General features: G+C 65.3%; 12 protein-coding genes. 6 read left to right on the top strand and 6 right to left on the bottom strand.

Features of this window, described 5'->3' with window-relative positions:
* Positions 1-25: 25 nt before the first annotated feature.
* Entirely contained in the window at positions 26-1,243 is a 1,218-nt protein-coding gene (locus MF134_RS18905; RefSeq protein ID WP_255341038.1) for an NADP-dependent isocitrate dehydrogenase, read from the bottom strand.
* Between the two features lie 200 nt (positions 1,244-1,443).
* Between MF134_RS18905 and MF134_RS18900 the strand changes: the two genes are divergently transcribed.
* The 3 genes from MF134_RS18900 (at position 1,444) to murI (ending at position 4,649) form a co-directional block, all read left to right on the top strand.
* Positions 1,444-2,925 (top strand): carboxylesterase/lipase family protein, encoded by a 1,482-nt coding sequence (locus MF134_RS18900; protein WP_255341037.1) that lies wholly within the window; start codon positions 1,444-1,446, stop codon positions 2,923-2,925.
* A gap of 111 nt (positions 2,926-3,036) precedes the next feature.
* The gene (locus MF134_RS18895) at positions 3,037-3,840 is read left to right on the top strand and encodes an RNA methyltransferase (RefSeq protein WP_457590031.1); all 804 of its coding nucleotides are present in this window, start codon (positions 3,037-3,039) and stop codon (positions 3,838-3,840) included.
* Positions 3,840-4,649 carry a glutamate racemase gene (murI, locus tag MF134_RS18890; RefSeq protein ID WP_255341035.1) on the top strand — a complete coding sequence of 270 codons (810 nt, stop codon included), beginning with the start codon at positions 3,840-3,842 and terminating at the stop codon, positions 4,647-4,649. The genes MF134_RS18895 and murI overlap by 1 nt, the downstream gene beginning before the upstream one ends.
* Before the next feature lie 30 nt (positions 4,650-4,679).
* Here the strand turns inward: murI and MF134_RS18885 are convergent, their stop codons facing one another.
* The 5 genes from MF134_RS18885 to MF134_RS18865 form a co-directional block, all read right to left on the bottom strand.
* The gene (locus MF134_RS18885) at positions 4,680-5,201 is read right to left on the bottom strand and encodes a hypothetical protein (protein ID WP_255341034.1); all 522 of its coding nucleotides are present in this window, start codon (positions 5,199-5,201) and stop codon (positions 4,680-4,682) included.
* A 127-nt stretch (positions 5,202-5,328) separates the two neighbouring features.
* Complete coding sequence (locus tag MF134_RS18880; RefSeq protein WP_255341033.1) at positions 5,329-6,324, bottom strand: ABC transporter ATP-binding protein; 996 nt, start codon at positions 6,322-6,324, stop codon at positions 5,329-5,331.
* Positions 6,321-8,273 carry a dipeptide/oligopeptide/nickel ABC transporter permease/ATP-binding protein gene (locus MF134_RS18875; RefSeq protein WP_255341032.1) on the bottom strand — a complete coding sequence of 651 codons (1,953 nt, stop codon included), beginning with the start codon at positions 8,271-8,273 and terminating at the stop codon, positions 6,321-6,323. The genes MF134_RS18880 and MF134_RS18875 overlap by 4 nt, the downstream gene beginning before the upstream one ends.
* Positions 8,270-9,214, bottom strand: coding sequence for an ABC transporter permease (locus MF134_RS18870; protein WP_255341031.1), 945 nt, complete (start codon positions 9,212-9,214; stop codon positions 8,270-8,272). Before MF134_RS18870 ends, MF134_RS18875 begins: the two co-directional genes overlap by 4 nt.
* A 205-nt stretch (positions 9,215-9,419) precedes the next feature.
* The gene (locus tag MF134_RS18865; protein WP_255341030.1) at positions 9,420-10,976 is read right to left on the bottom strand and encodes an ABC transporter substrate-binding protein; all 1,557 of its coding nucleotides are present in this window, start codon (positions 10,974-10,976) and stop codon (positions 9,420-9,422) included.
* A 130-nt stretch (positions 10,977-11,106) separates the two neighbouring features.
* On the opposite strand from MF134_RS18865, the gene MF134_RS18860 reads away from it, so the two are divergent.
* The 3 genes from MF134_RS18860 (at position 11,107) to MF134_RS18850 (ending at position 14,266) form a co-directional block, all read left to right on the top strand.
* Positions 11,107-12,348, top strand: coding sequence for a Zn-dependent hydrolase (locus MF134_RS18860; protein ID WP_255341029.1), 1,242 nt, complete (start codon positions 11,107-11,109; stop codon positions 12,346-12,348).
* Positions 12,349-12,557: 209 nt separating this feature from the next.
* Positions 12,558-13,469: a class I fructose-bisphosphate aldolase gene (locus tag MF134_RS18855; protein ID WP_255341028.1), complete on the top strand. Its 912-nt coding sequence runs from the start codon at positions 12,558-12,560 to the stop codon at positions 13,467-13,469.
* 392 nt (positions 13,470-13,861) lie between these two features.
* Complete coding sequence (locus MF134_RS18850) at positions 13,862-14,266, top strand: thioredoxin family protein (RefSeq protein WP_255341027.1); 405 nt, start codon at positions 13,862-13,864, stop codon at positions 14,264-14,266.
* Positions 14,267-14,399 lie beyond the last annotated feature (133 nt).

The following is a 14,399-nucleotide window of genomic DNA, read 5'->3' as shown; positions in this document are numbered from 1 at the left end:
TCGAACCTGAAATCGCTACCGCGCCTCAGGACATGCCCATCGCCTTGGAGAGGTTCTCGTCGACCTTGTCGAGGAAGCCCGTCGTCGAAAGCCAAGGCTGATCCGGGCCGATCAGAAGCGCCAGATCCTTGGTCATGAAGCCGCTCTCGACCGTCGAAATGCAGACCTTTTCGAGCTTCTGAGCGAACTCGGCGAGATCGGAATTGTCGTCGAGCTTGGCCCGATGAGCGAGGCCGCGCGACCAGGCGAAGATCGAGGCGATCGAATTGGTCGATGTCTGCTCGCCCTTCTGGTGCTGGCGGAAATGGCGCGTGACGGTGCCGTGGGCGGCCTCGGCTTCGACCGTCTGACCGTCCGGCGTCATCAGAACCGAGGTCATCAGGCCGAGCGAGCCGAAGCCCTGGGCCACCGTGTCGGACTGGACGTCGCCATCATAGTTCTTGCAGGCCCAGACATAGCCGCCGGACCATTTCAGGCTAGCCGCGACCATGTCGTCGATCAGGCGGTGCTCGTAGGTGATGCCGGCCTGCTTGAACTTGTCGGCGAACTCGGCCTCATAGACTTCCTGGAACAGGTCCTTGAAGCGGCCGTCATAGGCCTTGAGGATGGTGTTCTTGGTCGAGAGATAGACCGGCACCTTTCGCTGCAGGCCGTAATTCATCGAAGCTCGTGCAAAATCGCGGATCGAGCCGTCGAGATTGTACATGCCCATGGCAACGCCGGAAGCGGGCGCGTCGAACACCTCGTGCTCGGTCTCGGTGCCGTCCTCGCCGACGAACTTCATCGTCAGCTTGCCCTTGCCCGGGAACCGGAAGTCGGTGGCGCGGTACTGATCGCCGAAAGCGTGGCGGCCGACGATGATCGGCTTGGTCCAGCCGGGAACGAGGCGGGGCACGTTCTTGCAGATGATCGGCTCGCGGAAGATCACGCCGCCCAGAATGTTGCGGATCGTGCCATTCGGCGAACGCCACATCTTCTTCAGGCCGAATTCCTCGACGCGCGCCTCGTCCGGGGTGATGGTCGCGCATTTGACGCCGACGCCGTGCTTCTTGATCGCATTCGCCGCGTCGACCGTCACCTGATCGTCGGTCTCGTCCCGATGCTCGACACCCAAATCGTAATATTCAAGGTCGATGTCGAGATAGGGATGGATCAGCTTTTCCTTGATGAATTGCCAGATGATCCGGGTCATCTCGTCGCCGTCGAGCTCCACGACCGGATTGTCGACCTTGATCTTTGCCATTGGTGCCTTCCTTGGAAACTGGATTTCGGCGCGCTCGTGCTGCGCCGGTGATCGATGCCTGACCCACCGTGTGCGCCCTATAACACCCGTCCTGCCGGACGCAAAGCAGGCGGGCTCGGGGAGGGCGGGTTGCAACGGCGGACAACGTTGCAAGATGTGCGCATGCGGCAAGCGACGGGCCGCAGGACCGGAGTACGAGAATGTCGAGCAATGTGAAAGTCGATGCCCCCTGTGGTCCGCTGACCGGGCGAAGACAAGGCGGCATCACCGCTTTTCTCGGCATACCCTATGCCGAAGCGCCGACGGGGTCGAGGCGATTCGCAGCCCCGGTGTCCCGGGCGCGGTTCGAAAAGCCGTTCGAGGCCTTTCGCTACGGCCCTTCCGCGCCGCAGAAACGAACACTGCCCGGGCCGCTCGCCAAGGCGTTGGGCGCGATGGAAGATTTCGACGAAGACTGCCTGTCGCTGAACGTCTGGACGCCGGACGTTTCGGGAAAGCGGCCGGTTCTGGTCTTCATCCATGGCGGCGGCTTCATCATCGGGTCCGGCAGCCAGTATCCCGGCGATGACCTGGCGCGGCGGGGAGACGTCGTCGTCGTAACGATGAACTATCGTCTCGGCCTTTTCGGCTTCAACGCCTTTGCCGAGATCTACGAGGAGGACGAACGCTTCGTTCCCAATGCCGGGCTGTTGGACCAGCGTCTGGCACTGCAATGGGTTCGCGACAACATCGCGGCCTTCGGCGGCGATCCGGACCAGGTCACGATCGGTGGCGAATCGGCGGGAGCCGCCTCGGTCGGCTTCCACCTGGTGGCGCAGCGATCGCACCCTCTGTTCGACAAGGCGATCATGCAGTCGGGCGGGCTCAACATGTTCTATGGCAAGGCGCGGGCGGCGGAGGTCGGGGAGGAACTGCTGCGCATGCTCGGGGCGCGTGCGAGTCCGGAAGGGCTGTTCCGGCTGCCGACGGAAGCCTTCGGGCGCCTCGTTCGCAATGCGGCTTCGCGCTTTCCGGGGATCGTGTCGCGACCTTATGTGGACGGCGTGGAGATTGCGGGCGACACACCCCTGGATCTGGCCCGGGACGCCAAGCCCGTGCCGCTTCTGATCGGCACCAATCGCGACGAGTTCACCTTCTTCATGGACCTGCCGATCCTGCCGACCGCGACTTCGATGGCCGCGCTGACCGATCAGGTCGCGCGGTTTGCCGGCCAGGAAGCCGCCGAGCGTGTCACGTCGCTCTATCAGGACGACCGGGAGGGGCGCGTCGAAGCGGGCACGGACCTTTTGTTCCGCATGCCGGCCATCCAGTTTGCCGACCGACATGTCGAGTTCGGACAGGGGGTCTATTTCTATCGGCTCGACTGGGAAGCGAAGGGCATGCTGCGCGGGCAGGGCGCGACCCACTCGGTCGACCTGCCGCTTCTCTTTGAAGGTTTCGTCAAGCCGTTCCGGTCGATCTATCTCGGCATCTTTCCCGACCCTCTTCGCCACAATCTCGAAAAGCGGATGCGCCGGCACTGGCTCGAATTCGTGCGCAAGGGCCGCCCGGGCGTCAGTTGGCCTGCCTATGAGGGTGACGATCGTCGAACGATGATCTTCGACGAGCGAGACCGCATTCTCGGCGATCCCGAAGCCGAGCACCGTCGGGCCTGGCAGGGCGTCGACGGCTTTCTGTGGTGAATGAGCGGGCCTTGGCGCGTCACGCGTGACAGGCTATCGAACGTGCGGATCGCCTGAAATGCGCTGCATCCCGCTCCTCGGCAGGCGGGGAGGCGCGGTTTCTGCGGCAGAATGCACGGGAGATGCTCGTTGAGCGAGAATGGCGGTGATGAAACGGTGACGAGGGGGCCCGCGATCATCCTGGTCGAGCCGCAGCTCGGCGAGAACATCGGCATGGTCGCCCGGGCCATGGCGAATTTCGGGCTCGCCGATCTGCGCCTCGTCAATCCGCGCGACGGCTGGCCGAGCGAGAAGGCGCGTGCGGCCGCTTCGCGCGCCGACCACGTGATCGACGCGGTCCGGCTGTTCGACACGGTCGAGGAGGCGATCTCCGAACTCCAATTCGTCTATGCCACGACGGCGAGGCCGCGGGACAGTTTCAAGCCGGTTCGCGGACCCGAGACGGCGGCGGCCGAGTTGCGCCGACGCGCCGCGGAGGGACAGGGAACGGGCATCCTGTTCGGCCGCGAGCGCTGGGGGCTCAACAATCACGAGGTCGGCCTCGCCGACGAGATCGTGACCTTTCCCGTCGATCCGAATTTCGCTTCGCTCAACATTGCCCAGGCCGTCCTTCTGATGAGCTACGCCTGGCAGGCTGCGGGCAAGAACGGCGATCTCGCGCCGCGCTTTTCGGCGACTGAACCGCCGCCGGCTTCCAAGGAGGACCTGTTTCGGCTGTTCCAGCATCTGGAGTCCTCGCTCGACCGGGCCGGCTACTTCTTCCCGGAGGCCAAGCGCGAGGTTCTGACCCAGAACCTTCGCACCATGCTGACCAAGGCGAACTTCTCCGAGCCCGAGGTGCGGACGCTGCGCGGGGTGATCAAGGCTTTCGATCACGAGGCGAGACGCCAAGGCGAAACGAAGGACGAGGGCTGATGAGCGCCGTCGCCAACCGGCATCCTGGCCGGCCGGTCCTGATCCTGGATAGCGGGGTGGGGGGCCTGACGGTTTTGCGCGAAGCGCGCGTGCTGATGCCGGATCGGCGGTTCGTCTATGTCGCCGATGATGCAGGGTTTCCCTATGGCGACTGGGAGGAGGACGCTCTCCGCGCGCGCCTGGTCGAGCTCTTCGGCCGGTTGATCGCCGAACACGATCCGCTGATCTGCGTCATTGCCTGCAACACGGCTTCGACCCTGTCGCTCGAGGCTCTGCGGGCGGCCTATCCGGACATGCTGTTCGTCGGCACGGTGCCGGCGATCAAGCCGGCCGCGGAGCGGACCCATTCGCGGCTGATCTCCGTGCTGGCGACGCCCGGGACCGTCAGGCGGCAATACACGCGGGACCTGATCGAGAAATGGGCGGGGCGATGTGACGTCCATCTGGTTGGCAGCGTCAGGCTGGCGGCTCTTGCCGAGACCTATGTGCGGGGCGGTTTCGTGGATGAGGCCAGTGTGCGCGCCGAGATCGCGCCCTGCTTTCTGAACGAGGGCGAGCGCCGGACGGACATCGTCGTGCTCGCCTGCACGCACTATCCGTTTCTGGTCAACCGCATGCGAAAGACCGCGCCCTGGCCCGTCGACTGGCTCGATCCGGCGGAGGCCATTGCCCGGCGGGCGCTGTCGATCCTGCCGGTTCCGGTGGAGGACGAAGCGGTGGAACCCAAGGCCGACACGGCGATCTTCACGTCAGGCCATCCCGATCCGCTGATCCGGCGGTTGATGCAGGGCTTCGGCCTCGCGGTCTGACGGCGAGGCTCGCTCCTTGTTCGTCGATAGTCAGCCGTTCTCGAAGGACAGATCCGAGACGACCACTTCCTTTCCGTCGATCTGTTCGAGGACCTTCATGGTGAAGGCGCCGCCGCCGCGGTTTTCGATCAGCATTCGGGCGAACTGGTCGTCATAGATGGTCTTGTTCCAGGTCACCTTCAGATTGAGCGTGGCCCCTTCGAGCTTGCCTTGCAGCTTGGCGGGTCCGCTGGACGAGCCTTCATAGGCGCCGCGATACATGTCGGTTTCCGGGTCGTAGCGGAGCGTCGCGCCGATCTTTCGGCTGAGGACCAGCATCGCCCGACACTGGCCGGAGAGGGAAAAGGACCGGCCTCCATCGCGTGTCCCCTTGATATCGCAGAAGACGTTCGTCGGCTCCGGAAGCTGCGCGACCTTCACCGGGCCGCCGCCGGTCCAGTCGCCGTGATAGCGGGCGAAATAGTCGGCGCTCGAAGCTGCTGGCGCCAGACCCAGTCCGACAAGGGCAACTGCGATGCCGCCACGCACCACATGTCTTGAAGAATTGCGCAATGCTCTGTCTCCGCAAGGATCGTCTCATCTGAGCCTCGAACAGGCCGAGATGTTAAACCGGCTCCGCGTCATGCAGTTGCGTCACAAGCTTGTGGGGCGTTGCGTGAGAGGCGTGTGTCGGGCCCGTTCAGCTTGGCGGCGTCGAACCGGCCCTTTCCGCGGTCGCGAGCGGGTGGAAGCAGGCCGCCTTGTGTTCCGGCCCGCGATCCTTGGCCTCCAGCGGCGGCGTGCTTTCACGGCAGTCCGCTTCGACCTTCGGGCAACGCGGCGCGAAGGGGCAGCCCGGCGGCGGATTGTAGGGATCCGGCAACTCGGCAATGTCGTCGGCGGTCTTGCCGCGCTTGCGGCCCGGGATGGGCGCCGAGCCGATCAGGAGCTGCGTATAGGGGTGAAGCGGCGCCCGGAACATGGCGCGACCCGGCGCTTCCTCGACGACCGAACCGAAATACATGACCGCGACGCGGGTCGAGACGCTTTCGACCACGGACAGGTCGTGGCTGATGAAGACATAGGTCAGCTGGCGCTCGGTCTTCAGCCGGTCGAGCAGGTTCAGAACCTGGGCCTGCACCGACACGTCGAGGGCCGAGACCGGTTCGTCGAGGACGATGATGTCGGGCTCCGCGGCGAGCGCTCGGGCGATGCCGATGCGCTGGGCCTGGCCGCCGGAGAATTCGTGCGGATATCTTTCCAGGAATTCCGGTCTGAGATTGACGTCCTCGACCAGAGCCTGGAGCCGCTTCTCGCGTTCCTCGGATCGAAGGCCGAGGAGATGACGCATCGGCGCTTCGAGGATCGTGCGGATCGTCTGGCGCGGGTTGAGCGAGGAGACCGGGTCCTGGAAGACATATTGGACCCGCCGCGCTAGCGCCCTTGTGCCGGCGGTGGTCAGATCCTCACCGTCAAGGCGGATCGTGCCGGTGGAGGGCTTGTCGAGGCCGACCAGCATGCGCGCCAGCGTCGACTTTCCGCAACCGGATTCGCCGACGACACCGAGCGTCTCGCCCTTCTTCAGGTCGAGGGAGAGGCCGCGCACTGCCTGAAGGCTGGGTTTCGTCGTGCCGAAGATCGTGCGCCCGCCGCCGAAGGTGCGGGTGAGATCACGAATTTCCATGAGAGCGCTCATGTCAGGGACTCGCCGGGTTGGAGCGGATGCAGGCAGCGGGCTTCCAGGCTGCCGCGCTTGGCTTCCAGCGGAATGTCGCCGGACCGGCAATCGGCTTGCGCGCGGGGGCAGCGATCGGCGAAGGCGCAGCCCGGGGGCAGGCGGTTGACCGGCGGCGGGCGGCCGGGCACCGCATCGAGCCGGCGCTCCGGCTCGCCCATGACAGGCACGCAGTCGATCAGCATGCGGGTATAGGGATGGGTCGGCTCCTTCAGGATTTCGTCGGTGCGGCCGGTCTCGACGATCCGACCGGCATACATCACCGCCACGCGCTCGCATATTTCCGAGACGACGCCGAAATCATGGGTGATGAAGAGGACGGCCGCATCGCGTTCGCGCCTCAGATCGTCCATCAGCCGCAGAACCTGGGCCTGCACCGTGACGTCGAGGGCGGTGGTCGGTTCGTCGGCGATGATCAGTTCGGGATCGTTGGCGAGCGCCATGGCGATCGAGACGCGTTGGCGCAGGCCGCCGGAGAGTTCGTGGGGCAGGGCCTTCATCCGCGCTGCCGGGTTGGGGATCCGGACGAGGGCGAGCAGGTCCTCCGCCTTCGTTTCGGCCTCGCTCCTGCCGATTCTTTGGTGCGCCCGGATCGCCTCGACGAGCTGGTCGCCGACGGGAAACAGGGGATGCAGGGTGGCGAGCGGGTCCTGAAAGACATGGGACACCGCGCCGCCGCGCAACTCGCGGATCCGTTTGTCCGGGGCTTCGGCCAGATCCTCGCCCTTGAAGCCGATCAGGCCGCCGGCGATGACGCCGGGTGGCGAGGGAACGAGGCCCATCAGGCTCATCGCCGTCACCGACTTGCCGGAGCCGGATTCGCCGACGAGGCCCAGACATTCGCCGCGCGCGATCCTGAGGTCGACGCCGCCGGCGGCGCGGTAGACCTCGGAGCCCATGCGGAACTGGGTTTCCAGGTTCTTCACGTCGAGGGTCGCAGCCTGGTCGATCATGCTGGCCGGTCTGGCCCGATCCGGCAGGATCGCGGTGCGGAAGGAAGGGCGCGCCAGCGCCCCGGAGCGCAAGCGCGGGTCGAGCACGTCGCGAATGCCGTCGCCGATCAGATTGATCGACATCACGATCAGGAAGATCATCAGACCGGGCACGAGCGAGATGGTCGGTGCGGTGAACAGCACCTTGCGGCCTTCGCCCAGCATCGAGCCGAGATCCGCCTGGGGCGGCTGCGCGCCAAGACCGAGGAAGGACAGGCCGGCGGTCTCCAGGATCATCCAGCCGACGGTGGTCGAGAGCGTGATGACGATGGTGGGGAGCACGTTCGGCAGGATGTCGGAGCCGAGAATGCGCAACGGCCCCTTGCCGGAAAGCCGGGCCGCGTCGACGAATTCGCGCCGCGCAAGACCGATGGTGATGCCGCGGATGTTGCGGGCGAAGAAGGGGACGTTGACGATGGCGATCGCGTAGAGCGCGTTGATCAGGCCAGGCCCCAGGATCGCGACGATGGCGAGCGCGAGGAGGATGTAGGGAAACGCCATCAGCATGTCGATCAGGCGCATCATGACCTGATCGGTCCGCCCGCCGGCATAGCCGGCGACGAGGCCGATCGCGGAGCCGACGACTGCGGCGATCACCGAGGCCGAGAAGCCGACGGCGAGCGATACCCGCGCGCCCCAGATCAGCCTCGAAAGCGTGTCGCGGCCGAGCGCGTCGGTGCCGAGAATGTGGCCTTCGGAAAAGAGCGGCGCCAGACGGCCGGCCGGGTTGGTCGCGTTGGGATCGGCGAGCGGCAGGATCGGCGCGGCAAGGGCCGTGGCGACGATCACGCCGAGAATGACGAGGCCGGCTGCCGCGAGGCGGTTGTTGACAAGGAGCGCCAGGGTCGAGGGGCGTTCGCTGCGCTGTTTCCGTCCGGCGTGCGGCTGAGCCTCGGTATTGGTTGCCGCCGTCGTCATTTCAGCCTCGGATCGAGCAGGGTCTGACAGACGTCGGCGGCCAGATTGAACAGCACGTAGGACGCCGCGACGACGAGCACGCCGCCCTGGACGAGCAGGATGTCGCGCTGGGAAATGGCGTTGACGAGCATCGCGCCGACACCCGGCCATTGGAACACCGTTTCGATATAGACCGCGCCGCCGAGGACGAAGCCGGCCTGAATGCCGATCACCGGAATGACCGAGACAAGGGCTGCCATGAAGGCGTGGCGATAGATCACCCGGCGTTCGGACAGGCCCTTGGCGCGGGCGGTGCGGATATAGTCCTGACGCAGCACTTCGAGCATCGCCGTGCGCGTCAGCCGCGCGATGACGCCGGTCGCGACGACCGCGAGGGTCACAGCCGGCAGAACGAGATGGTGCAGAATGTCCCGCGGTCCGCCTCCCCCATAGATCGCGACCATGCCGCTCGCGGGAAACAGCTGGATCCGGACCGCGAAGAACAGGATCAGGATCAGCCCCAGCCAGAAGGACGGGACCGAGATGCCGATCAGCACGACGAGGGTGATCGTCTTGTCGGCCAGGCCGAACTGGCGCACGGCTGAAACGATGCCGGCGAGAAGTCCGAAGATCGTCGCGAGGATCAGCGCGGCACCGGCGAGTAGCAACGTCGCCGAAAAGCGTTCGAGAACGATGTCGATGACAGGACGATTGAGCGCGTAGGAGCGGCCGAAATCACCCTGCAGAACGCCGGAGATCCAGGCGAGATACTGTTGCGGCAGGGTCTTGTCGAGGCCGAGATCGGCGTTGAGCCGGGCGACGTTTTCCGGTGTCGCATAGGAGCCCAGGATGGCGGTGGCCGGGTCTCCGGGGATCAGCGCGATCATCAGGAAGACGATCACCGACAGGCCGACGAGGACGGGGATCGCCGCGAGGAGGCGCTTTGCGATGATGGCGGTCATGACGGAACAGTTCCCTGCCGTGACGTCCGCCTCTTGCCGGTGACGTCAGCGCCACGTCCCGAGTAGCCCCTCATCCTGAGCCTGTCGAAGGGTGCGGGGCGCTTGGCGCCTCGGTCGCCGTGCCCCTCATGGTTCGACAGGCTCACCATGAGGGAGGAGGGGCGCTGCGCCTTGCAGGTAAGCGCCGCCGCTTCGTTGGCCGCCGTCACCCCTTGGTCACGTCCTTCAACACCAGCAGGAAGGACGGCTCCAGCGAGAAGTTCTCGACGGCGTCGGTGGCGACGGCGTTCTGCTTCCAGTTGGCGATGAAAGCCCAGGGCGCTTCGTCGTGAACGAGCTGCTGCACCTGTTTGTAAAGCTCGGCGCGTTCCGACTGGTCCGTCGTGCGACGGGCCTGGTTCAGGAGTTCGTCGAGTTCAGGGTTCGAATAGTAGCCCGAATTGAAGCCGCCTTCGCTCGGCATGGCATCGGAACGCAGCGTCAGGAAGGGAAGCGTGTCCGGATCATTGGTCATCCAGGCCATCTCGGCCATGTCCGCCTTGCCTGCGAGACCCGGATTGACGTTCGACAGGAAGGTGTTCCACTCGTAGGTCTCGATGCGGGCATTGAGGCCGACGGCCTTGAGATCGGCCTGGATCGCGGTCGCCATCGGCACCGGGTCGAGCATGCCGGAACCGCCTTCGGTGACGTAGAAGGTGAGATTCGCGCCCTCGGCGCCGGCTTCCTTGATCAGCTCCTTCGCCTTTTCGGGATCATAAGGGTAGGGTTCCACCGAGCCGTCATTGGCCCAGGAAAAGGCCGGAGCGATCGGACCCGCGGCGACTTCGGCCGTTCCCTGGAGGACATCGTCGACCAGGGATTCCTTGTTGATCGCGTAGTTCACCGCCTGGCGCACGCGCTTGTCGGAGAAGGGGCCTTCTTTGGTGTTCAGGATCAGGAACCAGACATGCGGGCCGGCCTCTTCATAGACCGTGAAGTCGGGGGCATCGCGGAACTGCGCCAGCGAGTCCGGCGGCACTTCAACCATCAGGTCGATGCCTCCCGACAGCATCTCCGCCACGCGGGTGTTGGCGTCGGTGACGGGCCGGAAGACGACGGCTTCGAGGGAGGGCGCGCCTTCCCAGTAATCCGCGTTGCGGGTGACGACGACCTTGGCGTTCGGGTCCCATTCGGCGAACTGGAAGGCACCGGAGCCGACCGGATTGCGGCCGAAATCCTCGCCATATTGCTCGACGGCCGCCGGCGATACGATCAGGCCGGTCGGATAGGCGAGGTTCGACAGAAAGGGCGCGAAGGGCTCCTTCAGCCTGAATTCGACGGTCAGCTCGTCCTTGGCGGTGACGCTATCGACCTGGGAGAAGAAGAACGCGAGCGGGAAGGGACCGGTGTCGTGATAGGGATGGTCCTCGTTCAGCATCCGGTCGAAGGTGAACTTCACCGCCTCGGCGTTGACCGGTGTGCCATCGTGAAAGGTCACGCCCTCGCGCAGCTTGAAGGTATAGACCGTGCCGTCGTCGGAGATCGTCCAGCTTTCGGCGAGGTCGGGTTCGACCTCCAGCGTGCCGGACTTGTAGCGCACCAGCCCGTCATACATGTTGACGACGATGCGAAAGTCGTTGGTGGCCGTGACGGCCTGCGGATCGAGGGATTTCGGTTCGGCGATCTGGCCGACGATCAGAACGTTCGGTGGGGTCTGTGCGGCGGCCGGACCGGCGATGATCATCGCGAAGGCGGCAAGCGCGGCGGCGAGGAAGGTTCTCATGAGGGCTCCTTTCCGTGGCGGCCTAGCGGTAAGTAGAGGCCTCCCGGAGAGGGCAAGACGAAAGCGCCAAAACGTGCCCGATGCGTGACCACCATGTCGAGGAAGGGCCCGTTCGGGGCGGGAGAATGCGATGACGGCTCCAATCAGGATCGACGCCGATCGGCTGCGCTCGATCCTCGACGGCATCAACGGCTTCGGCCGCAATGCCGCGACGCGCGGCTTCGACCGGGTCGGCTTCTCCGACGCCGACATGGCGGTGCGCCGCTGGTTCGCGGCGCGCATGGCTGAGGAGGGCCTCGCCACCCGGACGGACGGCGCCGCCAATGTCTGGGGCCGCTTCGGCCCATCCGAAGGTCCGGCGATCGTTGCAGGCTCGCATCTCGACACGGTCCCCAATGGCGGCGCTTTCGATGGGGCGCTGGGCGTGGCGGCGGCGTTCGAGGCGGTGCTTTCGATGCGTGATGCTGGCCTCGTCCCGAAGCGCGCCGTGGAAATCGTGGCGACAGCCGAGGAGGAGGGGCGCTTTGGCGGCATGCTGGGGTCCCAGGCGATCGCGGGCCTCGTCACACGCGAATGGCTGGAGAGCGCGCGGGATGCCGACGACGTCCGGCTCTGGGAGGCCATGGCCGCCCAATCGCTCGATCCGCTGGCCGCGCTCGATGCGCGACGCGCGCCGGAAGAGATCGCGGCTTTTCTGGAACTGCATATCGAGCAGGGGCCGATCCTCGAGCGCGAGGGAATCGCGATCGGTCTCGCCCACACCGTTTCGGGCATGGCCTCGCTGTCCGGGCGGTTTCGGGGTCACGCGAACCATTCCGGCACGACGCCTATGGACCTGCGCGCCGACGCCTTTGCCGGTCTCGCGGCCTTCGCCCAGGAGATCCCGACCCTGATCGCGCGGCAGGGAACCGCGGAAAGCCGGATCACCATCGGCAAGGTGGAGCTCCAACCGAACTTTCCGCATACGATTCCCGGCGAGGCCGCGTTTACGGTGATCGTGCGCGATACGGATGCCGCTGTCATGCACCGTCTTGTCGCTGGCTTGCAAAAACCTGCGGGCAAGAGCGCCGCGGACCATGATCTCGGTTTCGACCTCGACGTGACGACATGGCTCGATCCGGTCGGCCTCGATCCGGCACTGTTTCAAGATTTGACGGCGATCGCCGAGCGGACCGGAACGCCCCACAGGCCCATGCCCTCGGGCGCCGGACACGATGCGCAGACCATGCAGAGCCTATGCCCGTCGGCGCTGATCTTCGTGCCGAGCCGCGGCGGTGTGTCCCACGCGCCGGAGGAGTTCACCGAATGGTCGGCGATCGTGACCGGGGCGAATCTCTTGGCCGAAGCGGTGGCCGAACTCGCCCTTCGGTGACGCACCGCACGCGAAGACTTGCCGCCCGCGCGGGCAAAAGCTCACCTTGGGGCAGTTTTCTAGTCGTCTTTGATCGCGGCAGCTCAATTTAATCGATTGGGATTTTTCCCGCTCTCTGGACGCGGCGGCGATCTGTCGGCAAAAGAAGACACCAAAGTCGCACTGGGCTTCCCCAGGCTCCTGTCATTTGCCACAAGGATATCAAGAGCATGCTGAGAACCGAGGTCGTCCGCAACATCCTGTCCTGGTATGAGGGAGAAACGCCGGGCCTGAAGAGCAACCTGTCACGGCTGCTCATGCATGGGCGCCTCGGCGGCACCGGCCGGCTGGTCATCCTGCCGGTCGATCAGGGCTTCGAGCACGGCCCCGCCCGCAGCTTCGCGCCGAACCCGGCCGCCTACGACCCGCATTATCTCTACCAACTCGCGATCGAATCCGGCGTGTCCGGCTATGCCGCGCCGCTCGGCCTTCTGGAGCAGGGCGCCGACACCTTCGCCGGAGAAGTGCCGCTGATCCTGAAGGTCAACAGCGGCAATTCGCTGGTCTCGAACAACGACCAGGCGCTCACCGGCACGGTCGACGACGCGATGCGCCTCGGCTGCATCGGCGTGGGCTTCACCATCTATCCGGGCTCGGAATGCTCCTACGACATGATCGAGGAGCTGCGCGAGATCAGCCATTACGCCAAGTCGCGCGGGCTCATCTCGGTCGTCTGGTCCTATCCGCGCGGCGGCAAGGTGACCAAGGACGGCGAGACCGGCACCGACATCATCGCCTACGCTGCCCACATGGCAGCGCTGATGGGGGCGACGATCATCAAGGTGAAGCTGCCGACCTCCCACATCGATCTCGACGCGGCGAAGTCGACCTACGAGAAGTACCCGGTCGACAGCCAGAGCATGGCCGGCCGCGTCAAGCATGTCATGCAGGCGGCCTTCAACGGCAAGCGCGTCGTCGTCTTCTCCGGTGGCGCCGCCAAGAACACGCCGGAGCTCCTGGAAGAAGTCCGCGCCATCCGCGAAGGCGGCGGCAACGGCTCGATCATCGGTCGCAACTCCTTCCAGCGGCCGAAGGAAGAGGCCATCGATCTCCTCAACCAGGTGATGGACATCTACGCCTGATCGGCGGTTCAAAGCGGGGAGGCAGAACTCCCTTCTGTCCGTCCAAGAGGTGAGTCATACACCGGCTTCTCTGGATGCCCGCGGCATCGCCACAATCGTCATCCTCGGCCTCCGGGCCGAGGATCCAGGGCGGCCTCCGAACTGGCAGGCCCGCTTGCGGGTTCGAACTCTGACCATTCTTCGCTCGGCGACGTTTCTGGATTCTCGGCCCGGAGGCCGAGAATGACGAAGCTGAGATGTGGCAGCGAGTGTTTCAAACGCACCGCGGTTGGGGAGATAGCGTCTCGAGCACGAGGGGAACGAGGAAACGCCGCGATCGCTGTGCGACGCGCTGCTTCTTCGCTATCCTTGGCGCCATGAGCCCGCTCTCCGCGCCTGCCTTGCCGCGACCCTTGGCATTCGCTCTTCTCCTGTCGGCGATGCTGTGCGGCGTCCTGCTGTCCTCCGCCCCCGCCCGGGCCGCCGAACTCCTGATGTTCGAACAGGATGGCTGCCCCTTCTGCCGGAAATTCGACGAAGAGATCGCCCCGGACTACCCGAAGAGCCGCATCGGCCAGATCGCCCCGCTCCGCCGCGTCAACATCTTCGAAGATCGCCGTGGAGGTATCGAAGGCCTGATGCCGGCTGTCTTCACGCCGACCTTTGTGCTCATTGGCGATGACGGGCAAGAGATCGGGCGGCTGGAAGGCTATCCCGGGCAGAAATGGTTCTATCCGGAGGTGGAGGCGTTGATGGAGGGGCGGGAATTGCCGGCGGGTGGTGCGCCGGATCGGACGGCAACGCCGGTGGAGCGTTGATGCCCCGTTCTGATCAGGAAGTTGCGAAGAACTCGACGGATAGCCAAACCCGCCTCGACGATGCCAGACTTGCGCACGGCCGAGTCGGATCCTTCCGTCTGGCCGCCGAACCGCGAGTGTCTTCAGGAAGCGG

The sequence above is a fragment of the Jiella marina genome, from assembly GCF_024359545.1.
Taxonomy (GTDB): domain Bacteria; phylum Pseudomonadota; class Alphaproteobacteria; order Rhizobiales; family Rhizobiaceae; genus Jiella.
Note: the sequence above shows the minus strand (reverse complement) of the source record. Positions and strands in the feature narration are given on the sequence as shown.